The organism is Micromonospora sp. URMC 103, assembly GCF_051386435.1.
In the GTDB taxonomy this organism is placed as follows: Bacteria; Actinomycetota; Actinomycetes; order Mycobacteriales; family Micromonosporaceae; genus Micromonospora.
Genome location: NZ_JBPQTR010000006.1, coordinates 991,090 through 1,010,947 on the forward strand (window position 1 = coordinate 991,090; position 19,858 = coordinate 1,010,947).

At 74.3% G+C, this 19,858-nt stretch carries 17 protein-coding genes; 8 read left to right on the forward strand and 9 right to left on the reverse strand.

Annotated elements, in window-relative coordinates; all coding sequences use genetic code 11:
- Window position 1: 1 nt before the first annotated feature.
- From ACSNOA_RS30965 to ACSNOA_RS30980, 4 genes are read left to right on the forward strand one after another with little or no spacing between them, the layout of a single operon-like run.
- A complete protein-coding gene (locus ACSNOA_RS30965; RefSeq protein ID WP_436663298.1) occupies window positions 2–1,960 on the forward strand; it encodes an MFS transporter in 1,959 nt (652 codons plus the stop codon).
- Window positions 1,961–1,965: 5 nt separating this feature from the next.
- Entirely contained in the window at window positions 1,966–2,514 is a 549-nt protein-coding gene (locus tag ACSNOA_RS30970) for a hypothetical protein (RefSeq protein ID WP_436663299.1), read from the forward strand.
- Window positions 2,511–3,695 carry a M23 family metallopeptidase gene (locus tag ACSNOA_RS30975; protein ID WP_436663300.1) on the forward strand — a complete coding sequence of 395 codons (1,185 nt, stop codon included), beginning with the start codon at window positions 2,511–2,513 and terminating at the stop codon, window positions 3,693–3,695. The genes ACSNOA_RS30970 and ACSNOA_RS30975 overlap by 4 nt, the downstream gene beginning before the upstream one ends.
- Entirely contained in the window at window positions 3,692–4,294 is a 603-nt protein-coding gene (locus ACSNOA_RS30980; protein ID WP_436663301.1) for a hypothetical protein, read from the forward strand. Before ACSNOA_RS30975 ends, ACSNOA_RS30980 begins: the two co-directional genes overlap by 4 nt.
- Window positions 4,295–4,298: 4 nt before the next feature.
- On the opposite strand, the gene ACSNOA_RS30985 is transcribed toward ACSNOA_RS30980, so the two are convergent.
- A complete protein-coding gene (locus tag ACSNOA_RS30985; RefSeq protein WP_436663430.1) occupies window positions 4,299–4,862 on the reverse strand; it encodes a hypothetical protein in 564 nt (187 codons plus the stop codon).
- Window positions 4,863–5,055: 193 nt separating this feature from the next.
- Here ACSNOA_RS30985 and ACSNOA_RS30990 point away from each other — a divergent pair, with 193 nt between their 5' ends.
- Window positions 5,056–7,689: an FtsK/SpoIIIE domain-containing protein gene (locus ACSNOA_RS30990; protein ID WP_436663302.1), complete on the forward strand. Its 2,634-nt coding sequence runs from the start codon at window positions 5,056–5,058 to the stop codon at window positions 7,687–7,689.
- A gap of 168 nt (window positions 7,690–7,857) precedes the next feature.
- Window positions 7,858–8,469 (forward strand): hypothetical protein, encoded by a 612-nt coding sequence (locus ACSNOA_RS30995; RefSeq protein WP_436663431.1) that lies wholly within the window; start codon window positions 7,858–7,860, stop codon window positions 8,467–8,469.
- A gap of 100 nt (window positions 8,470–8,569) precedes the next feature.
- Here ACSNOA_RS30995 and folE read toward each other — a convergent pair whose 3' ends face one another.
- The 4 genes from folE to ACSNOA_RS31015 all read right to left on the reverse strand — a co-directional run bounded on the left by folE (window position 8,570) and on the right by ACSNOA_RS31015 (window position 12,538).
- Window positions 8,570–9,235 carry a GTP cyclohydrolase I FolE gene (folE, locus tag ACSNOA_RS31000; protein WP_436663432.1) on the reverse strand — a complete coding sequence of 222 codons (666 nt, stop codon included), beginning with the start codon at window positions 9,233–9,235 and terminating at the stop codon, window positions 8,570–8,572.
- Between the two features lie 35 nt (window positions 9,236–9,270).
- Window positions 9,271–11,286, reverse strand: coding sequence for an ATP-dependent zinc metalloprotease FtsH (gene ftsH / locus ACSNOA_RS31005; RefSeq protein WP_436663303.1), 2,016 nt, complete (start codon window positions 11,284–11,286; stop codon window positions 9,271–9,273).
- A 437-nt stretch (window positions 11,287–11,723) separates the two neighbouring features.
- Complete coding sequence (hpt, locus tag ACSNOA_RS31010) at window positions 11,724–12,299, reverse strand: hypoxanthine phosphoribosyltransferase (RefSeq protein ID WP_436663304.1); 576 nt, start codon at window positions 12,297–12,299, stop codon at window positions 11,724–11,726.
- Between the two features lie 101 nt (window positions 12,300–12,400).
- Entirely contained in the window at window positions 12,401–12,538 is a 138-nt protein-coding gene (locus tag ACSNOA_RS31015) for a hypothetical protein (RefSeq protein WP_436663305.1), read from the reverse strand.
- A 151-nt stretch (window positions 12,539–12,689) separates the two neighbouring features.
- On the opposite strand from ACSNOA_RS31015, the gene ACSNOA_RS31020 reads away from it, so the two are divergent.
- Window positions 12,690–13,655, forward strand: a complete 966-nt coding sequence (locus ACSNOA_RS31020; protein WP_436663306.1) for a GlxA family transcriptional regulator — start codon at window positions 12,690–12,692, stop codon at window positions 13,653–13,655.
- Here ACSNOA_RS31020 and tilS read toward each other — a convergent pair.
- From tilS to dacB, 3 genes are all read right to left on the reverse strand, one after another.
- The gene (tilS, locus tag ACSNOA_RS31025; RefSeq protein WP_436663307.1) at window positions 13,652–14,632 is read right to left on the reverse strand and encodes a tRNA lysidine(34) synthetase TilS; all 981 of its coding nucleotides are present in this window, start codon (window positions 14,630–14,632) and stop codon (window positions 13,652–13,654) included. The genes ACSNOA_RS31020 and tilS overlap by 4 nt on opposite strands.
- A 10-nt stretch (window positions 14,633–14,642) precedes the next feature.
- Window positions 14,643–15,710: a zinc-dependent metalloprotease gene (locus tag ACSNOA_RS31030; RefSeq protein ID WP_436663308.1), complete on the reverse strand. Its 1,068-nt coding sequence runs from the start codon at window positions 15,708–15,710 to the stop codon at window positions 14,643–14,645.
- Window positions 15,711–15,822: 112 nt separating this feature from the next.
- Window positions 15,823–17,496, reverse strand: coding sequence for a D-alanyl-D-alanine carboxypeptidase/D-alanyl-D-alanine endopeptidase (dacB, locus tag ACSNOA_RS31035; protein ID WP_436663309.1), 1,674 nt, complete (start codon window positions 17,494–17,496; stop codon window positions 15,823–15,825).
- A 371-nt stretch (window positions 17,497–17,867) separates the two neighbouring features.
- Between dacB and ACSNOA_RS31040 the strand changes: the two genes are divergently transcribed.
- On the forward strand, window positions 17,868–18,374 hold the full coding sequence (locus tag ACSNOA_RS31040; protein ID WP_436663310.1) for an inorganic diphosphatase: 507 nt from the start codon (window positions 17,868–17,870) through the stop codon (window positions 18,372–18,374).
- A gap of 38 nt (window positions 18,375–18,412) precedes the next feature.
- On the opposite strand, the gene eccD is transcribed toward ACSNOA_RS31040, so the two are convergent.
- Window positions 18,413–19,807: a type VII secretion integral membrane protein EccD gene (gene eccD / locus ACSNOA_RS31045; RefSeq protein ID WP_436663311.1), complete on the reverse strand. Its 1,395-nt coding sequence runs from the start codon at window positions 19,805–19,807 to the stop codon at window positions 18,413–18,415.
- Between the last annotated feature and the right edge of the window lie 51 nt (window positions 19,808–19,858).

A 19,858-nucleotide genomic window follows, 5' to 3' on the forward strand; every position in this document is an offset into this window, starting at 1 on the left:
CATGGCGAGGGCCCGGGCACGGATCACGGCACTCCTGCTCGCCCTCGGCGTACTGGCCGGGGCCACCGTCTCCTGGCCGCTGCTCGGGGCGAGCCCGGCGTCCGCCGCCCCGGTGACCACGGCCCAGGCTCGGGCCGACCTCTGCAGCACCCAGGAGTGGCAGGCGGACTTCCGGGCCTGCGTGAAGGAGCTGCAGCAGGTCGCCGAGGCGCAGGCCAACTGCTGGAAGCCGCCCACTCCCACCGCTCCCGACTCGGGCCTGGCGGGCTGGTTCGCCTCACGACCGGAATCCTCGACAAAGCCCGGCCCCAAGGGCTTTTACAGCGACTACGGCTACGCGGGCTACGCCTACACGACCTACCGGGTCGAGGGCGGCTGCGCGTCCACTGTGATGCACCCCGACTACAAGTTCAGCAACACGGTCGCCAACGGCGAGTTCATGATCGCCACCGCGATCGTCGGGGCGTCGAACGCCCTGCGCGAGAAGGCCTGGGATCCGCAGTCGATGTGGAGCTGGGCCGACCCGCTGGTGGAGCAGGCGACGAAGGCCATCTACCAGAAGGTGTTCAGCGTCTTCGGCATCATGACGCTCTGCGTCGTCGGCCTCTACCTGCTCTGGCGTTCCCGTCAGTCGGACATGAGCAACGCCATGACCACGGCGGGCTGGGCCCTCTTCGTGATGGTGGCCGTGACCGCGTTGGCCGCCTGGCCCGTCAAGTCGGCCAACGTGGCCGACGGGACACTCGTCACCACCCTCGGCGTGGTCCACGACGCCCTCGGCCCGGCGTCGAAGGACACCCCGCCGAGCCAGTGCGACGACCCCAACCCCGAGGCCTGCAAGGACCACCGGCCCCCCGCGGTCCGTGCCAGCGACACGGCCACCGAGGCGATGCTCTACCGCAACTGGCTGCGTGGGGCGCTGGGATCGGCGGACAGCGAGACCGCCAAGAAGTACGGCCCTGCGCTCTACGACGCGAAGTCCCTCTCCTGGGAGGAGGCAGAGAAGCTCCGGGCCAATCCCCAGACCCGGGAGGCCACCGTCCGCGCCAAGCAGCAGCAGTGGATGACGGTCGCGGCGCAGGTCGAACGGGAAGACCCGGAGGCGTACGAGTACCTGCAGGGTGTCCGGGACATGGACCGGGTGGGCGCGGGCTTCATCGCGGTCCTCGCGTCGCTGCTCTTCGCGATGTTCGACCTGACCGCGTCGCTCCTGGTGCTGCTCGGCTTCCTGATCTTCCGATGGGCGGTGATCGCCGCGCCGATCCTCGGGACCATCGGTCTGCTGCGCCCGGCCAGCGCCGGGCTGCGCCGCCTCGGGAACGCCGTGGTCGCCGCGATCTTCAACATCGCCATCTTCGGCACGGGCGCGGCCGTGTACCTGTTCGCCGTCGATCTGATCATGAGCACGGCGACCCTGCCCGGCTGGCTCCAGGTGGTGCTGGTCTGGCTGTGCGGCGTGGTCGGCTGGCTGCTGCTCCGCCCCTACCGCCGGATCACCCAGCTCGGCGGCAAGGACAGCAGCGAGGCGGTCAGCTCGGCCGGGTCGTGGCACCGGCGGTTCTTCCGGGACATGCGCACCGCTGCCCGGCTGGACGTGGCCGAGCCCGGTGGAACGGCCGAGCCCGCCATGGGGCGCCGGAAGGCGGTCACCGCCGAGCCGACCCGCCTCCGGCCGGAGAGCCGGCACGAGGACCCGGCGCACACCGCGCCCCGCGACGCCGAGAGCCAGCGCCCGGAGAGCCAGCGGCCGGGCGGCCGCGAGCGGTCGGAGGGGGCACCGGCCGTGGAGGAGAGCCCCTCGGCCCGGCCCGTGGCACCCCGGCCACGACGCGGGCAGCCGGCTACCTGGGCCGAGCCGGACGTGCCGGAGGAGCGCCCCTCCTTCGTCGTCTACCGGCCCGGTTCGGTCGAGAGCACGCCGGACCGGCCGACGCCGCGGATCCGCTCCGAGGCCAGGTGAGTCGCATGCGGCGAGCGCTGGAGTTCTTGCTCACCCGGGTGCTGCGGTCGCGACTCGGGATCGCGCTCGCTCTCGCGGTGGTGGTCTTCGGAATCGTCGGCGCGGCTCGGCTCGTCGCCGGGCCCGGCGATCCGACGTTCGGGCTCAGCAACCGGCCGGACGAGCCGATCACCACGGTCGACCCCACCACGGGCGACGACGGAGTGATCGCCACCCCGTCGCCCCCAGCTCCGATCACCCGCCCCGGCGACCCGACTCCCGAGCAGGTCGCCGAGCGCTTCGTGACCGCATGGCTGGGCGACCCGGGCATGAGCGCCGAGCAGTGGCACGCCGGCCTGCGTCCGCTGTCCACTCCTGAGTTGACCGAGAAGTTGACCGGCGCGGAGCCGGCGGACGTGCCGGCCCGACGGGTGGTCGACGAGGCCACCGTCCGGCCGCGTGCCGAGACCTTCGTCGAGGTGCTCGTCCCGCTCGACACCGGCCAGCTCCGGTTGGAACTCGTGGCGCCGGACGGGCGGTGGCTGGTCGACGCGGTGGACTGGGAGCAGCGATGACCGACGAGAACCCTCCGCGGCGTCGGCAGATCCGGCGCGGCGCCGTGGCGGGCGCCACGGCTGCCGTGCTGGCGCTCCTGTGCTGCACCGGCGGCACCGCGGCGTTCTTCCTCACGGAACTGGGCGGTGAGTCGGCAGAGGTGATGACGCCGACGAGTCTCACCTGCGAGGAGGACCACACCGTCGACGTGCAGGGCGACATGCCCCGCCTCTCCTGGTACGGCGAGCGTCAGCTGCGCAACGCCGCCGTGATCATCAAAGTCGGCCAGGACATGAAGGTGCCACCGCGTGGCTGGGTGATCGCCGTCGCCACCGCCATGCAGGAATCCGGCCTGCGGAACCTCGCGAACAGCACGGTGCGGGGGTCCCAGACCCTGCCGAACGAGGGCGTCGGCGCCGACCACGACTCGTTGGGCCTGTTCCAGCAGCGGCCCTCCTGGGGCAGCGTCGCCCAGCGGATGAACCCGGCCTACGCGGCCGGCAAGTTCTACGAGAAGCTGCTCACGGTGGCCGGCTGGGAGGACATGCCGCTCACCGTCGCCGCGCAGAAGGTGCAGGTGAGCGCCCTTCCGGACGCGTACGCCAAGCACGAGAGCGTCGCCGGTCAGATCGTGGACGCGCTGGCCGGCGGCGCGGCCCGGACCGTGCGGATCGGAAACGACTCGGTCTGCGACGCCGCGACCGACGGAAAGATCGCCGCCTCCGGCTTCACGACGCCGATCGCGGGCGGCGTCGGTTCGGGCTTCCGGACCGAGAGCCGTCCGGGACACAACGGCGTGGACATCGCGGCGGAAAAGGGCACTCCCATCCGGGCGGCGGCCACCGGCCGGGTGCTGGTGGCCCGTTGTGATCCGGACAAGAGCGGTAACCGCAGCTGCAACGTCGACGGCTATCCGGGCAAGGGCGGCTGCGGGTGGTTCGTCGACATCCTGCACGCGGGCGGGATCATCACCCGCTACTGCCACATGGTGACCCGGCCCCGCGTCTCACCGGGCCAAATGGTGACCGCCGGCCAGGTCATCGGCAGGGTCGGCAGCAGTGGCAACTCCAGTGGGCCGCACCTGCACTTCGAGGTCCACCAGGACTCCGACCGGAGCAGCCGGGGTGCGATCGATCCGGTGCCCTTCATGGCGCAGCGTGGTGCCCCGCTGGGCCCCGGCACAAAGCCCCCGGCACGATGACCGGCCCGCTTCCCGACCCGTTCGCCGACCGACCGGACTGGGCGCCCCTGCCGCCACGCCCCATCGCCATCGTGCCCGCCACGGGGCGCGTCGACCTGCGGGGACGCCGGGTCCTCGTTGGTCTTCCCGGGCTCGGCTGGCGCGGCGACCTCCGGGCCGACGAGCGGGTGGTACAGGGCAGCCGCACCTACGTGCCGGTCATTCCGGAGCACGAGTGGTACCGGGCCGAGACCGACCAGGTGGAGGTCTTCGCACCCCTCGTCCCGGTCGAGCGGGTCTGGGTGGAGACGATCGGCCGGAGGCCCGCCGACGGGACGACGCCTCGCCAGTCACCTGTCCGGCTCGTCTCCCTGGACGGCCCGACCCACCGCGCGCCCACTCCCGTCATCGACGCCGACGCGGTCACCGGCCGTCGGGTGGTGCACACGGTGGACTCGACCGAGCACCGCGACCTGCGCGCGGTCACCGAGACCTACTCCGGTGCCGACGGCGACATTTGCGTCCGGGTCGCACCGGAGGCCGAGTGGTACCGCTGGGCCTGGCAAGGCAAGTCACCGACCACTTTGGAAGTGCCGGTGCACCTTTTGTGGGTCGAGTAAGTTTTCAACTCAGCTTTCGCCCGCCGCACACCCGCCAGCCTTGTTCGCTCTCAATGACGTTGAACATCCAGTCCTCGCGTCGGCTACTCCGCTGAACGCCGTCCGCGGAGCCGGAGATCGTCAGCGTTGTCGCGACTTCCTCGCCGTTGCCGGCCGGAGTCCTGGTCAACGCCCCCCAACTGACCCGCACAACTACACCGAAGTTGATCTCTCGCTGCTCAATTTCGTTACGCAGGCTCGCGATCGCGCCCAAGTCGGCGCTGTTCTCACAGGTGAACTGATCCGCGCGGACGTCGTTTCGGTCCACGAGGAACGCTCGAAGATAGTTGTCCACCACCACGTCTGGAGCGCTGCGGTCCGGGGTGGTGGCGCGGTCGTACAGCACGTAGCCGGTGATGGCACCGCCGACGCAGAGCAGTGCGAGGACCCCGGCGACGACCGTGAGGACGGTGCGCAGCCGGCGGCGGGGACGCTCCGGCGCCGGGGCGGCCGGGGCCGGTGGCAGCTGCTCGGAGGGGGGCCGCTGCGCCGGTACGCGGGAGACCTGGGAACCGGCGGGGGGCTGCACTGATTCCACCTCCTGAGGCTATCCGCCATCGGCTCCGTACCCAATGCCTCAGTTGCCGCGGATCGTGACGGACCGCTCTCCCGCGGTGAGATGACGGACGACACCCCGGCACCGCCGCCGTACCTCCCCGGGTAGCGGCCCCACCTGGGATACCGTCTCTGCTCGGGGAGGTTGCCAACCTCGGGCAGAGGGGGTGGACACGGTGGCCGGACCGAAGGCTCGCACGAACCGCGCCGCCGCTTCGCACCGCCGGGCCGCCGCCATCGCGGCGGCCGCCGCCGAGATCCTCGACGAGACCCGCCCGGCCCCCGCGGACCAGCGTCGTCAGTACGACCTGGCGGACCGGCTGCGTACGGCGGCCGCGCTGGTGGCCCCCGGGTGGTCCGGCGCTCCCCTCGAGACGCTCGCCCCCGACACGCCACCCGGCGAGGGGCCGCCGCCGTTCGTCCGGGTGGGCGCCGCCGCCCCGCTGGACGACGCCCGCTTCCCCGCTCTGGTGCCGCTGGTCGGCACCGGCCACCTCAGCATCGACACCGACGCCCGCGATCCCCGGGTGGCCGGTCTGCTCCGGGCCGTCCTGCTGCGGGCGTTGGGCGCCACGCCGGCCGGGGCGTTGCTGGTCCGTGCGGTGGACGCCGAGGGCACGACGCTGGCGCCGTTCGGCGCGCTGGCCGACGCCGGTCTCCTTCCACCACCCGCGAGGGACGTGGCGGGCCTGCGGGCCGTGCTGACCGAGGCCGAACAGTGGGTGACGCCGGCGGCCGGTGGGCGGCGGCGGCACGATCGGACGCTGCTGCTGGTGATCGCCGCCCTCCCGGAGTCGACGGGGCCGACGGACCTGTCGCGGATCGAGGCGCTGGCCGAGCAGGGCCCGCCGGCCGGGCTGCACCTCGTCGTGGCCGGATGGGCGGGTCCCGGCCCGTACGCGAACCGCCCGCCGCTCCCGCGGGCCACCACTCTGGCCCTGCGCAACGCGTACGCGCTGCTCGGTGACCCGCCGGGGAACTCGTTCACGAGTCCGGGCGCGGACACGCCGGGCGGGCTGAACTCACCGGTCTTCGTGGAGTCGGACCCGCCGGCCGACCTCGTGGACGCGGTGTGCCGCCGGCTCGCGGCGCAGGTCGAGGCCGGCTCCCGGCTCGCGCTGGCCGATCTGCTTCCGCCGACGGGGGACGACCTCTGGGCGGCCGACTCGGCGGACGGGCTGACCACCACGGTGGGCGACGCCGGTGGCCGACCGGTGCCGCTCGGGTTCACCGAGCTGACCCCGCACTGGCTGGTGAGCGGCCGCTCGGACGTCGGGCGGTCGGCTTTCCTCACCACCGCGCTGCTGGGCCTCGCGGCCCGGTACGGCCCGGACGAACTGACCCTGTACCTGGTGGACCTGGGCGACGGCGAGTCCTTCGTGGAGTTCCTGCAGACCGAGCGGGACCGGTCGTGGGTGCCGCAGGTGCGGGCTGCCGCGATGGCGGCCGACCGGGAGTACGTGCGGGACCTCTTCGAGCAGTTGACCGCCGAGGTGCGCCGCCGCGAGGAGGCGGGCCGCCGGGCCGGCGGTCAGCGGTTCGCCGAGCTGCGGCAGCACACGCCGCTGCCGCGCGTCGTCTGTGTGGTCGACAATCTGCCGCTGCTCTTCGCCGAGCGGGACCGGCTCGCCGCCGACGCCGCGGCCCGACTCGACGCGCTGGCGCGGGCCGGCCGCACGTACGGCGTACACCTGGTGCTGGCCGGCGCGGGCGAGCTGGGCCTGGCCGGCCGGTCGGACGGCGGGCACCGGGACTCGCTGCTCGGCCAGTTCCCGGTCCGGGTGGCGCTGCCGGGCGGCGGCGCGGTGCTGGAACCGACCAACGACTCGGCGGCCGGCCTGCCGGTGGGCAGCGCGGTCGTCAACACGGCGGGCGGGCTCGGTGGCCCGCGGAACGCGGTGCGCGGGCACGAGCGGCTGATCCGCTACCCGGACCCGCAGGACGAGCCGGGAGTCGTGGAGCGGCTGCGGCACGAGCTGTGGACGGCCCGTCCGGAGGGCAGCGTCCCGCCGGTGGTGTTCGCCGGCTACGCCCGGCCGCTGCTGCGCAACGACCCGCGGTTCCGGGCCGCGGCCGCCGGGCAGGCCCATTCGCCCGCGGCCCTGCTGGGTCGGGCGGTGGACGTCGCCCGGTCGACGGTGGCCGTTCCGCTCGGGCCGGCGGCCGGGCGCAACCTGGCGGTCCTGGGTCCCGGCCCGGAGGCGGCGCGGCTGCTGGCCACCGCGGTGCGGAGCGCCGCCGCGCACCACGCGCCCGGCGGCGCCCGCTTCGTGGTGGCCGCACCCGATCCGGGCAGCCGGCCGCTGGCCGAAGCCCTGACCGCCGAGCTGGCCGGCCGGCACGTGGCCCGGATGGTCGACGTCGGGGAGCTGCTCGACGCGGCAACCGAGTCGGACCTGCCGCCGCTGGCCCACGGCACCGACCCGGAGGGCGGCGCCGGCTCGGGCGAACCGGCGTGCGCGCCGACGTACCTCGTGGTCTTCGGGGCGGACCGGGCCGGCGCCGAGGAGTTGCCCGCCGACCGCCTGCGCACGTTGCTCCGGGAGGGCCCACCGACGGGGCGGCACCTGCTCGGCTGGTGGCGGGTGGTGCCGCCGTTCGCCGCCGTGCTGGGCCCGGAGGACCCGGTGGACAAGGTCGCCGCCGTCGCCGCCGTGGACGTGCCCGGCGCGCAGCTCACCTCGGTGTTCCACCGTCCGGTGGAGTGGCGGCCGCGCCCGGGGCGCGTCGTGCTCTGGGACGGCCCCCACGAGCGGGGCGTCGTGCTGGTGCCGTTCGTCGACGAGGGGACCACGTCGTGAGCGGTGAGGGGACGGGTCGTGGGCGCTGAGGGATGGCGTACGGCCCGCGCGGGCGAGGCGGCCACCGCGACGCGCGCGGCTGGGCCGGGCCGGCAGCGTGCGGGCGGGGGGCCGGCGGCGCCGCCCGGGGGGACGACCGGCACGGCCGCGGACGCCTGGCAGGAGTACCTGGTCGCGGCCCGGCAACTGGACGGCGTCCGTCGTGCCGCCGCGGCCGCCGCCGGTGAGCAGGCCCGGTCGGTGCAGGCGGCCCGCGAGGAGTTGACCGAGGTACGCACCCGGCTCGCGGCGCAGCAGACCCGGCTGCGCGAGCGGGGCGTACCGCCGATCTCGCTGGTGCCGTCGCCGCCCGAGGTGAGCGAGGCGGCCCGGGCGATGGCCGGTGGGCCGGCCACGGTCCTGGCCGGGCTGCGTGCCGCCCGGGAGCGGGTCGACGCCGCGGACGCGGCGCTGGTGGCCCGGCACCCGCTCCGGCCGGCGAGCTGGTCCGCCCGCGCACGCAACCTGCTGGTGTACGGCCCGCTGGCGCTGGTGGTGCCGCTCATCCAGGTCGTGGTGTACGCGTCGACCGGTGTCGGGCCGGCGACCGTCGCCGCGCTCATCTGCGGCCTGCCGATGCCGGCGGTGGCGTTCGTGGGCGGCTGGCTCGGCGTGGGGCGGGTCTTCCGTCCGCGGCCGGGTGACCGACTGGACCGTACGTCCCGGTTCGGCGCGCTGGTCTGCCTGGTGCCGGCGGTGCTGGCCACCGTGATGCTGCTGCTCGCCATGCTGGCCGGCTGACGAGCCGGCGGACCGGCCCGCGCGCGGCCGACCGGCCCGGAGACGACGCGGCCGGCCGGACCTGGATCGCCAGGTCGGCCGGCCGGTGACGTACGCCGGGTCAGCGCGGCAGGATGAGGGCCATGGCCTCGGCCCGCGATTTCGCGTCGTTCTGGAGCGTGCCGCGCACGGCCGAGGTGATGGTCTGCGCGCCCGACTTCTGGATGCCGCGCATCGCCATGCACATGTGCTCGCACTCGAGCACCACGATCACACCGCGCGGCGCGAGCTTGTTCATCAGGAGGTCCGCGATCTGCGAGGTGAGCCGCTCCTGCACCTGCGGCCGGCGGGCGTAGACCTCGACGATGCGGGCCAGCTTGGACAGCCCGGTGATGCGCCCGTCGGGGCCCGGGATGTAGCCGATGTGGGCGCTGCCGCGGAACGGGAGCAGATGGTGCTCACAGAGGCTCATCACGTCGATGTCCCGGACGAGCACCAGCTCCTGGTGGTTGGCCTCGAAGGTGGTGCTGAGCACCTGGGCCGGGTCGACCCGGAGGCCGGCGAAGAGTTCGGCGTACGCCCGCGCCACCCGGGCCGGCGTCTGCTGGAGCCCCTCGCGGTCGGGGTTCTCCCCGACCGCGATCAGGATCTCGCGCACGGCCTTCTCGATGCGGGCCAGGTCGACGGTCTCCTCGACGGGGCCGCCGGTGAGCTTGCCGTTGATGAGGCGGGCGGCGATGTAGTCCAGAGCGTCGTCGCCGTCGGGCTCGGTCGCGGAGGCGGCCAGCCCCCTGTGGGAGCTGGCCGCCGGGTCCGTGCTGTTCAGTGGGTACCGTCCGAGTTGTTCGAGGAGGTGCCGCCGACACCCGCCTGCGCGCCGTCGGCCTGGGCCTGCGCCTTGAGCGCCTCCTTCTCGGCCGGCGTGAGCACCGGCGGCTCGGTGGAGGGCTGGCGCTTGCCGAAGCCGTTGTACGGCGCCATCGGCGGGCGCTTGACCACCCGGGCGCAGATCCGGGCCATGTCGGCCGTGGAGAGGGTCTCCTTCTCCATCAGCTCGAGCACGATGTTGTCCAGGACGTCCCGGTATTCCACCAGGATCTCCCAGGCCTCGTCGTGGGCCAGCTCGATGAGCGCCCGCATCTCGCCGTCGATCTCGGCGGCCACCGCGTCCGAGTAGTCCCGCTCGTGGCCCATGTTGCGGCCGAGGAACGGCTCGTCCCCGCTGGTGCCGTACTTGATCGCGCCGAGCTTGGAGCTCATGCCGTACTGCGTGATCATCGCCCGGGCCAGCTGGGTGGCCTTCTCGATGTCGTTGCCGGCACCGGTGGTGGGCTCGTGGAAGACCAGCTCTTCCGCTGCCCGGCCACCCAGCGCGTACGCCAGGGTGTCGACCATCTCCGCGCGGGTCTGGGTGTACTTGTCCTCGGTCGGCAGGACCAGGGTGTGGCCCAGCGACCGACCGCGGGACAGGATCGTCACCTTGTGCACCGGCGCGGCGTGCGGGAGCGCCCACGCGACCAGCGCGTGCCCACCCTCGTGGTACGCGGTGATCTTCTTCTCCTGGTCGCTCATCACCCGGGTCCGGCGCTGCGGACCGGCGATCACCCGGTCGATCGACTCCTCGAGGGAGTCGTTGGTGATCGCCCGCTGGTCCTTGCGGGCGGTGAGCAGGGCGGACTCGTTGATCACGTTGGCCAGGTCGGCACCGCTGAAGCCCGGGGTCCGCCGCGCCACCGAGTCGAGGTCGACGTCGGGGGTGAACGGCTTGCCCTTGGCGTGCACCCGCAGGATGGCCTTGCGGCCCTCCATGTCGGGCGCGTCCACCGGGATCTGCCGGTCGAACCGGCCCGGGCGCAGCAGCGCCGGGTCGAGGATGTCCGGCCGGTTGGTGGCGGCGATCAGGATGACCCCGCCCTTGGTGTCGAAGCCGTCCATCTCGACGAGCAGCTGGTTGAGGGTCTGCTCGCGCTCGTCGTGGCCGCCGCCCATGCCGGCGCCACGGTGCCGGCCGACGGCGTCGATCTCGTCGACGAAGACGATCGCCGGGGCGTTCGCCTTGGCCTGCTCGAAGAGGTCGCGGACCCGGCTGGCGCCGACACCCACGAACATCTCGACGAAGTCGGAGCCGGAGATGGAGTAGAAGGGCACCCCGGCCTCGCCGGCGACCGCGCGGGCCAGCAGGGTCTTACCGGTGCCGGGAGGGCCGAAGAGCAGGACGCCCTTCGGGATCTTCGCGCCCAGAGCCTGGTACTTGGCCGGGTTCTGGAGGAAGTCCTTGATCTCGTGGAGCTCCTCCACCGCCTCGTCGGCGCCCGCGACGTCCGCGAAGGTGGTCTTCGGCGTGTCCTTGGTGATCATCTTCGCCTTGGACTTGCCGAAGTTGAGCACCCGCGAGCCGCCGCCCTGCATCTGCGACATGAAGAACAGCAGCAGAAGCACGAGCAGCACGATGGGAAGCAGGTTGACCAGCAGGCTCACCCAGATGCTGTCCGACGACACCTTCGTGTCGGCGGGGCCGGTGACCCGGTTGGCCGCCTTGGCGTCCAGGACCTCCTGCCAGACCTGGTCGCCCACCTCGGCGGGGAACTGGGCCTGGATCCGGTCCGTGGTCGTGTCGTCGAACTTGGCCTTCTGTGCCAGGTCGATCTGGAGCGTCTGCTCCTTGTCCTGGAAGACGACCTTATTGATCTTCGCAGTGTGCAACTGGTCGAGCGCAACGGAAGTGTCCACCCGGTGGTAACTGGGACCCGAGGTGAACAACTGACTGAGCACAACGGCGCCGAGGATGACCAGGATGATCCAGACCACCGGTCGGCGGAAGAAACGCGTACGTTCCATGCTGTTGTCGAGCGCCGAGACGCCCGCATCCTCCTGATCGACGTCCTGACCGTCTGATGATGTCGCCGCCTGCGGCGGCGGCCGGAGCCGCCGTGCGGGCCGGCCTCGACCCCCGAGGCACGACATTCTGCCGCGCCGCGGTCATTCGACGGTACACCGTGTGCGCACGGAGTGAGCTTGCGAGCCCCGCACTCGGCGCACATCGGGCATCGACCATGCGCTCCGCGGAAGCGGGGGCCGCCAGCCCGCGCCGAGACGTACGGCGGACCGGGCGGAGACCGGCGTGGCGAGGAATCCGGACCCGGCCACCTGCGATCACCCGGTCACGCGGTCGAGGGGCCGGGCGCGGAGGTGCCTCCGCGCCACCGACGTCCACGGTAGTCCGGAAGACTGAGAGTCCGCTGAACGTCGGCTAGACGGAAGCCGATACCGGCAGGTCAGGAGCGCGCGTAGACCTCGGGCTTGAGCACGCCCACGTAGGGCAGCTCCCGGTAACGCTCGCCGAAGTCGAGCCCGTAGCCCACCACGAACTCGGTCGGGATGTCGAAGCCGACGTACTTCACGGGGACCTGGACCTTGATCGCGTCCGGCTTGCGGAAGAGCGCGACCACCTCGACGCTCGCCGCCGAGCGGGACTCCAGGTAACGCAGCAGCCAGGAGAGGGTGAGACCGGAGTCGACGATGTCCTCGACGACCACGACGTGGCGGCCGGCGATGTCCCGGTCGAGGTCCTTCAGGATCCGGACCACGCCGGAGGAGGTGGTGCCCTGGCCGTACGAGGAGACGGCCATGAACTCCAGCTCGGCGGACGGCCCGTGCCGGCCGAGCGCCCGGGCGAAGTCGGCCATGAACATCACGGCGCCCTTGAGCACGCAGACCAGCAGCAGCCCGTCGTCGACGTGCGCGTAGTCGGCGGAGACCTGCTTGGCCAGTTCCGCCGTCTTCTCGCGGATCTGCGCCTCGGAGATGATCACGTGGTCGATGTCGGCGTCGTACCAGGAGCCGTCTGCCATGGCTCCTAGCCTGCCGTACGGCGACCGGCCGCCGTCGGCGGGGCCGCCCCTTTTGGCGCGGTCCCGCCCGGGATTTTCCTCACGAAATCGGACCAATCACATCAGCTGGTACGGGACCGGGGACGGCGGCCGGCGTCGGTCGGCTTCCAGTCGGCCGAGTCGCGACTGTCGACGGTCAGGCCGGCCGCCGAGGCAACGGCGAGGAGGACGAGGAACAGGAGGAAGAGCAGGAACTCCATGGCGGCGCTCGCTTTCGCATGGTTGCTGTCGGTTTCGCCGCCGGTGCGCACCGGACTTGACCCCAGTCTGCGCCGCCCCGATCCGGCCCGACAGTGGCAGGAATGCCACTGACCATCGATTTCCTGCCACCTTCCGGGTTACCCTCGTCACATGCTGCGCTCCGTCGCCGTCCTCGCCCTCGACCGGGTGGCCCCGTTCGAACTCGGCGTGATCGCCGAGGTCTTCGGCACCGACCGCACAGCCGACGGGTTTCCCGGCTACCGCTTCCACGTGTGCAGTCCCGACGGCGCCCCGGTGCGTACCTCGTCCGGGTTCCAGGTGGTCCCGGACGCCGACCTCGGCCCGCTCGAGGAGGCCGACCTGGTCGCGGTGCCCGCCCACGAGGGCTGCCGCACGGTCCCCGAGTCGGTGCTCGAGGCGCTGCGCCGGGCCGACGCGCGCGGCGCGCACCTGCTCAGCGTCTGCTCGGGGGCCTTCCTCCTGGGCGCGGCCGGGCTGCTCGACGGGCGCGAGTGCACCACCCACTGGCGCTACGTGGACGAGCTGCAACGGCTGCACCCGCAGGCCCGGGTGCGCTGCAACAACCTCTACGTGGTCGACGGGCGGTTGCTCACGAGCGCCGGCACGGCCGCCGGCATCGACGCCTGCCTGCACCTCGTACGCCAGGAGCACGGCTCGGCCACCGCCACGCGGCTCGCCCGCCGGATGGTGGTGCCCCCGCACCGCGACGGCGGGCAGTCGCAGTACGTCGAGGCGCCGATCCCCAAGGCGCCCGAGGCGCCGACCCTGGAGCCCGTGCTGGAGTGGCTCATGGGGCACCTGGACCACGCCGTGACGGTGGAGGACCTCGCCGCCCGCGCCGGGATGGCCCCCCGCACCTTCGCCCGGCGGTTCCGCGCCGAGACCGGCACCACACCCCACGACTGGATGACCAACCAGCGGGTGCTGCTGGCCCGGCGCCTGCTCGAGGAGACCGGGCTGAGCGTCGAGACGGTCGCGGACCGGGCCGGCTTCGGCGACGCCGCCACGCTGCGCCACCACTTCACCCGCCGGGTCGGCGCCACCCCGCACAGCTACCGCACCACGTTCCGGGACCGCGCGCAGGTCGGCTCCTAGACGAGCAGGCGGCCGGCGTGCCGACGCACCCGCAGGCCGCCCGGCAGGTACGCGGCGCCCTGGCCGCGCCACGCGGTGACCAGCGCGTCCAGCGCGGCAACGTGCCGGTGCGAGAGCGCGCTGGGCGGGGCGCCCAGCTCGCGCGCCCAGGCGTGCAGGACGCGAGCGCGTACCGCGGGAGCGAGGGCGGCCAGCGCCGGCACGGCGAGCCCGCCCTCCGGGTGCCGGGCCGCCGCCAGCGCGGCGCCGGCCAGATCGTCGAGGGCCGCGTTGTCCTCGGCCACCAGCCGGGCCGTGCGGGCCAGCCCGTCCAGCACGCCCGGCCCCAGCGCGCGGACCAGCGCGGGCAGCGCCTCGGCACGCACCCGGGAGCGGGCGTACGCGGGGTCGCTGTTGTGCGGGTCGACCCACGGCTTCAGGCCGGCGGCGGCACAGGCCGCCCGGGTCTGCTCACGGGTGATGGCGAGCAGCGGCCGCAGCAGCGGCACCCCGGCCAGATCCCGCTGGGCGGGCATCCCGGCCAGGCCGCGCGGGCCGGCGCCCCGGGCCAGCGCGAGCAGCACGGTCTCGGCCTGGTCGTCGCGGGTGTGACCGGTGAGCAGCGCGCTCGCACCGTGCCGCCGGGCGGCCGCCACCAGCGCCTCGTACCGTGCCTCGCGGGCGGCCGCCTCCGGGCCGCCGGGCCGCCCGGCCACCTCCACCCGGACCGCCTCCACCGGCGCGAGCCCCTGCTCCCGGGCCCAGGCGGCGACCGCGGCGGCGCGGTCGGCCGAGCCCGGCTGGAGCGCGTGGTCCACGGTCACGAGGCCGGCGCGCCGGCCGAGGCGGGGGGCGACGAACGCGGTGGCGGCGGCCAGCGCGAGCGAGTCGGCGCCTCCCGAGCAGGCGACCAGCACCGGACCGTCGCCGGGAAGGCCGGTCAGCGCGTCGCGCACCGCCACCCGGATCGCGGCCACCGGCGGGGCGAGGACGGCCACCGGCGTGCGGTCAGCCGGCCGCCGGCAGCGGCCCGGCCGGCCCGTGCACCCGGGCCACCCACGCGTCGGGGTCGCCCAGCTCGTCCAGCCGCGGCAGGGTCAGCGGCGAGCCGAAGACCCTGTTGAAGCCCTCCATGCCGACCCGGTCCACCACGCCGTGCACGAACTTGCGCCCCTCGGCGTACTGGCGCATCTTGACGTCGATGCCGAGCAGCCGGCGGATCGCCTTCTCCAGCGGGTTGCCGGCCTCGCGGCGGCGGTTGAACGCCGCCCGGATCCGGTCGACGCTGGGGATGACCTGGGGGCCGACGCCGTCCATCACGAACTCGGCGTGCCCCTCGAGCAGCGTCATGAGCGCGGTCAGCCGGTCCAGGACGGCCCGCTGGGCGGGGCTCTGGACGAGGTCCAGCACGCTCGTGCGGCTCTCCGGGTCGCGGATCGCGTCGGAGAGCGTGGCCACGCCGCGGCGCATCCGCTCCAGCAGGTGCTCCCCGCCGGACGAGGCGTCCACGAACGCCTGGACCTCGCCGAGGAAGTAGGCGCGCATCCACGGGACGGCGGTGAACTGTGTGCGGTGGGTCACCTCGTGCAGGCAGACCCAGAGCCGGAAGTCGCGCGGGTCGGCGCCGAGCTTCCGCTCCACCTCGACGATGTTCGGCGCCACGAGCAGCAGTTGCCCCGGGTCGCCGGAGAAGACCTCGTACTGGCCGAGGACCCGGCCGGAGAGATAGGCGAGCACGGTGCCGGCCTGCACCCCGGTCAGGCGGGAGCCGATCGCCTCGGTGAGCGCTCCCGGCTGCTTGTCGCCGGCGAGGCGGTTGACCAGCGGGCTGATCACCTCACGCAGGCCGGCGATGTTCGCGCCGGCCCAGTCCCGCCGGTCGACCACCCGCACGGGCGGGTGGGTCACCTGGGGGCGCAGACCGGTGTAGTCGGCCACGTGCCCGGCCGCCTCCTCGGTCAGCCGCCGGAGGTCGCCGACCACATCGGTGGCCTCGGCGTACGACACCCGGGGCCCCGACTTGCCGAGCGCCCCCGCGGTGGCGGCGGCCAGATCCCAGTCCACGAACTGCGCCATGCACCCACCGTACCCGCGTGGGAACACCCCGGCCCGGGCTCGCGCCGGAGGCATCGACGCGGGCCACGGGACGCGCGCCGCCGCGTCGGCGGGCGTACGCTCCCGCGCCCGGTCAGCGGCAGCCGCAACCGGCGAGGGTCGAGGCGATCCGGTCCAGCGCCACGCGCGCCGAGTCCAGCCCGTCCGCGGGCACCCGGTCGGTGAGCACGGCGAAGGTGAGCAGCCGCCCGTCGGCCGTGGTCACCAGCCCGGCGATGGCGTGCACCCCGGTCAGGGTCCCGGTCTTGGCCCGGACCACCCCGGCGCCCGCCTTCGTGCCGGCCGTGCCGTAGCGGTCGCCCAACGTTCCGGACCAGCCGCCGACCGGCAGCCCGCCGAAGATGGCGGCGAGGTCCGGGTGGCTGCCGTTGCCGGCGAGCGTGACGAGGTCGGTGAGCAGGGACGGGCTGATCCGGTCGGTGCGGGACAGGCCGCTGCCGTCGGCGAGGGCCAACTCGTCGGCCGGCAGGCCCAGTTCACCGGCCACCTCGTCCATGGCGGCGGCCGCGCCGCTGAAGGAGGCCGGCTTGCCCCGCGCCAACGCGACCTGTCGGGCCATCGCCTCGGCGATCACGTTGTCGCTGTCGGTGATCATGATGTCGACCAGTCGGACGAGCGGCGGGGACTCGACCTTGCCCAGCTCGCTGCCGGGCGCGCCGGCCGTGGCGCCGGTGCCCGCGGCGGGCGCCCGGCCCTTGCTCACGGCGGTGCTCGGCACGCCGAGCAGCCGGGCGAACGCGCGGCCGGCGGTCAGGTCCGGCTGCGGGACCCGCTCGGCCCCGTGGTCACCCGCCTCGTGGTCCTTCTTCGCCCGCGGCACGTCCGCGCGGGCGCCGTCGGTCATGAGCGCCGTCATCGCCGCGCCGTAGCCGCCGGTGGGGATGTCGTCGTCCCAGCCCGGCTCGTAGACCGGACCGGAGTAGAGCGAGGAGTCGACGATCACCTTCGTCGGCGCCGTCCCCCCGAGCGCCTGCTTCACCTGAGCGGCCAGGTCGTCGAGGCGGGCGGCGCCCGGGTAGAAGCCGCCCTTGTCGACGGCCAGCGTGGGGTCGCCGCCACCCACGATGACCACCTCACCCGGGTTCGCCCCGGCCACGGCCCGGGTGGGGATCCGGTACGCCGGCCCTCTCGCGGCGAGCACCGTCACCCCGGTCACGAGCTTCGTGACCGAGGCGGGCACCGTCCCGTCGTCCGCGCCTTTCGCGAAGAGGGACTCCCCGGTGGCCACGTCCGCCACCGACACGTTCACCCGGTCGCCGAGGGCCGCCGCCGTCACGAGCGGGTCGAGTGCCGTCCGCACCCCGTCGGCGGTGGGCAGCGGCGCGTTCGGATCCGACCCGGCCAGCACGGCCGAGGGGGCCGGATCCGGCGGGAGGCCCCCCGCCTCGGTGTCGTCGACGCCGCCGCCCAGCCACCCGGCGACCGGGCCGGGGCGTACGACCGCCACGCCGGCTCCGGCCAGCACGAGCAGCAGCACCACGGCCAGCAGCACCGGCAGCCGCCGGCGGCGGGGAGTCGGGGCGGCCGGGGGCGGTGTGGTCGGTGGGACGCTCACCGGGCCGGCGGCGGACGGGCCGGTGACCGGGCCGGCCCCGGGTGGGTCGACACGCGCCGGGCCGGCTGTCGGCGCCGCGCCCGCGCCGGCGGGCGCGTACCCGTGGTCCCGGCGGGGGCCGGCCGGCGCCGGGCTGGTCGGGATACCGGAGGTGGGGGTGGCCTCACCTCCGGGGAAGGTGGGCGGTGTCATGGGCCGGTCGGGGCCGAGTGGGGGGAAGCGGCCCGGCCCGCCCGCGCGGGGATCGGCCGGCGGCCAGACCGGCGGAGCCGGATCGGGGGCCGGACCGGAGGGGCGGGGAGGCTGCGCGCCGGGCACCGGTACGCGACCGCTGGCGCCGCCCGAACCAGATCGTCCGGTACCGCGTCCAGATCCCGGCTCCGGGCGGTAATGTGAATCTTCCCTCCCCACGGCCCCCTCCTCCCCTGCGGAAATTGGCTTGGGTGACACTACTTCGGTCCGAACACTATGCGGCGGCCGAGGCGGGCGGGTGGCTTTCGCCTGTCCCGAGGTGGCGTGCCGGTGGTTCCGTTGCCAGCGTGGGCAAACGAGGGAGCGTGCACATGGATTTCGACGTCACGGTTGAGATCCCCAAGGGTCACCGCAACAAGTACGAGGTCGACCACAAGACCGGCCGCATCAGGCTGGACCGCACCCTGTTCACGTCCACGCAGTACCCGGCGGACTACGGGTTCATCGAGGGCACCCTGGGCGAGGACGGCGACCCCCTGGACGCCCTGGTGCTGGTGCCCGAGCCGACCTTCCCCGGCTGCCTCATCCGCTGCCGCACCATCGGCATGTTCCGGATGACGGACGAGAAGGGCGGCGACGACAAGGTGCTCTGCGTCCCCTACGAGGACCCGCGCCAGGAGCACCTGCGCGACATCCACCACCTCGGCGAGTTCGACCGGCTGGAGATCCAGCACTTCTTCGAGGTCTACAAGGACCTGGAGCCGGGCAAGTCGGTCGAGGGCGCCACCTGGGTGGGCCGGACCGAGGCCGAGGCCGAGATCCGGGCCTCCTACCAGCGCGCCAAGGAGGCGGAGGAGCGCGGCGAGACCGCGCACTGACGGCGCCGCGACGACTTCCGTGACGGGCCCGCGGCCGCTCAGCCGAGCAGCCCGCGGGCCCGTTCGTACAGGTCGAGCACCGCGCAGGCGACCGGCACCACGGCCACCACGAGCGCCGTGTCGGCCAGGTCGGCGACCCGACCGAGGTACGGCGAGACCGGCCGCCGGGCGTACGTGGCGCCGGCCGCCACGGCGAGCAGAGCCAGCACGGCACCCACGGCGGCCAGCCCGAGCCGCCCGGGCCCGCCCGCGTCACCGGTGAGCGCCGCACCGAGCACGGCGTACCCGGCCAGGCCCGCGAGCACCGGAGGCACCCGGTGCCGGACCGCCACGAACACGCGGGCGCGCAGCAGCAGCACCGCGGCGGTGACCGCCACCAGCGCCCGGGCGGCGACCCCGCCGGCCGCGACGAGCACCCCCGCCGCGACGACGGCCAGCAGGGCGTGGCCGAGCAGCATCCCGGTGAGCATCTCCTCGGTACGCGCCACCGCGGCGTACACCCGGCCCCGGTCGGGCAGGTCACGCGCCGGTGACCCGTCGTCGGACGCGGCCGGCAGCGTGATCGGCGGCAGCGGCAGCTTGCCGAGCCGGATGGCCAGCAACGGGATCGCCCCGACCGCGAAGACCAGGACGCTGAGCAGCACGGCCGCCGTGCCCGCGGCGCCGAGCAGCAGCCCGCCGAGGGCGGTCGGCACCCCCACCAGCCCGACCGTGGCCCCGGCCACGAACACCCGCAGTCGCGTGGCGACGCCGAGCAGGCCCAGCACCGAGGCCAGGAGCAGGGCCACCGTGGCGGCCAGCAGCTCGGCGGCGCCCACCCAGCGCAGCGGCCCGACCGGCCCGACCGGGTCGCCGGAGCCGACCGCCAGGGCGCCGGCCGCCGCGGCGTACGGCAGGGCGTAGCCGCCGAGCGTCGTGGCGGTCACGCCGTCGCCGTACGCCCGGGAGGCCGCCGTGCCGGCGAGCGTGAGCAGCAGCGCCACGGCGGCGGCCGCCCAGCCCTCGCGGTGCTGCGGCCCCCCGCCGAGCAGGGCGAGCAGCCCCACGCCGAGCGGCACGCCCGCCCCGACCAGAACGGCGACCCGGGTGGCGGACGCCGACCAGGCGCCACCCCGGCGGCGGGCGCCGTCCGCGATCGCCTCGACCACGTCGTCGTACTCCAGCTCCGGCCAGTGCGCACGGGCCGGAACGAGGTGCAGCACCTCGCCGTCGCGTACCCCCTGCGCCAGCAGGGCCTGAGCCGTCGACAGCACCGCGCCGTCGGTGCGTCGCAGCACCCAGCCGCCGTGCCGCTCGCCGTCGTCGGCCAGCCCCTCGCCGGCGTGCCGCAGCACGTCGGGCAGCAGCTCGGCGAGGGGCACCTGCTCCGGCAGGGCGACGTCGAGCCGGCGCTGCGGGGCGCTGATCGTGACACGGGCGAGCCCGATCGCCATCGATTCGCCTCCATATCGAACGGGGTCGGTGGCTGCGCGGACGACAGGACT

Bases quoted from the DNA above. Each gene is read 5' to 3' on its own strand.
- ACSNOA_RS30965 (WP_436663298.1), top strand. From the start codon at position 2: ATGGCGAGGGCCCGGGCACGGATCACGGCACTCCTGCTCGCCCTCGGC.
- ACSNOA_RS30970 (WP_436663299.1), top strand. From the start codon at position 1,966: ATGCGGCGAGCGCTGGAGTTCTTGCTCACCCGGGTGCTGCGGTCGCGA.
- ACSNOA_RS30975 (WP_436663300.1), top strand. From the start codon at position 2,511: ATGACCGACGAGAACCCTCCGCGGCGTCGGCAGATCCGGCGCGGCGCC.
- ACSNOA_RS30980 (WP_436663301.1), top strand. From the start codon at position 3,692: ATGACCGGCCCGCTTCCCGACCCGTTCGCCGACCGACCGGACTGGGCG.
- ftsH (WP_436663303.1), bottom strand. From the start codon at position 11,286: ATGGAACGTACGCGTTTCTTCCGCCGACCGGTGGTCTGGATCATCCTG.
- hpt (WP_436663304.1), bottom strand. From the start codon at position 12,299: ATGGCAGACGGCTCCTGGTACGACGCCGACATCGACCACGTGATCATC.
- ACSNOA_RS31015 (WP_436663305.1), bottom strand. From the start codon at position 12,538: ATGGAGTTCCTGCTCTTCCTCCTGTTCCTCGTCCTCCTCGCCGTTGCC.
- ACSNOA_RS31020 (WP_436663306.1), top strand. From the start codon at position 12,690: ATGCTGCGCTCCGTCGCCGTCCTCGCCCTCGACCGGGTGGCCCCGTTC.
- ACSNOA_RS31030 (WP_436663308.1), bottom strand. From the start codon at position 15,710: ATGGCGCAGTTCGTGGACTGGGATCTGGCCGCCGCCACCGCGGGGGCG.
- dacB (WP_436663309.1), bottom strand. From the start codon at position 17,496: ATGACACCGCCCACCTTCCCCGGAGGTGAGGCCACCCCCACCTCCGGT.
- ACSNOA_RS31040 (WP_436663310.1), top strand. From the start codon at position 17,868: ATGGATTTCGACGTCACGGTTGAGATCCCCAAGGGTCACCGCAACAAG.
- eccD (WP_436663311.1), bottom strand. From the start codon at position 19,807: ATGGCGATCGGGCTCGCCCGTGTCACGATCAGCGCCCCGCAGCGCCGG.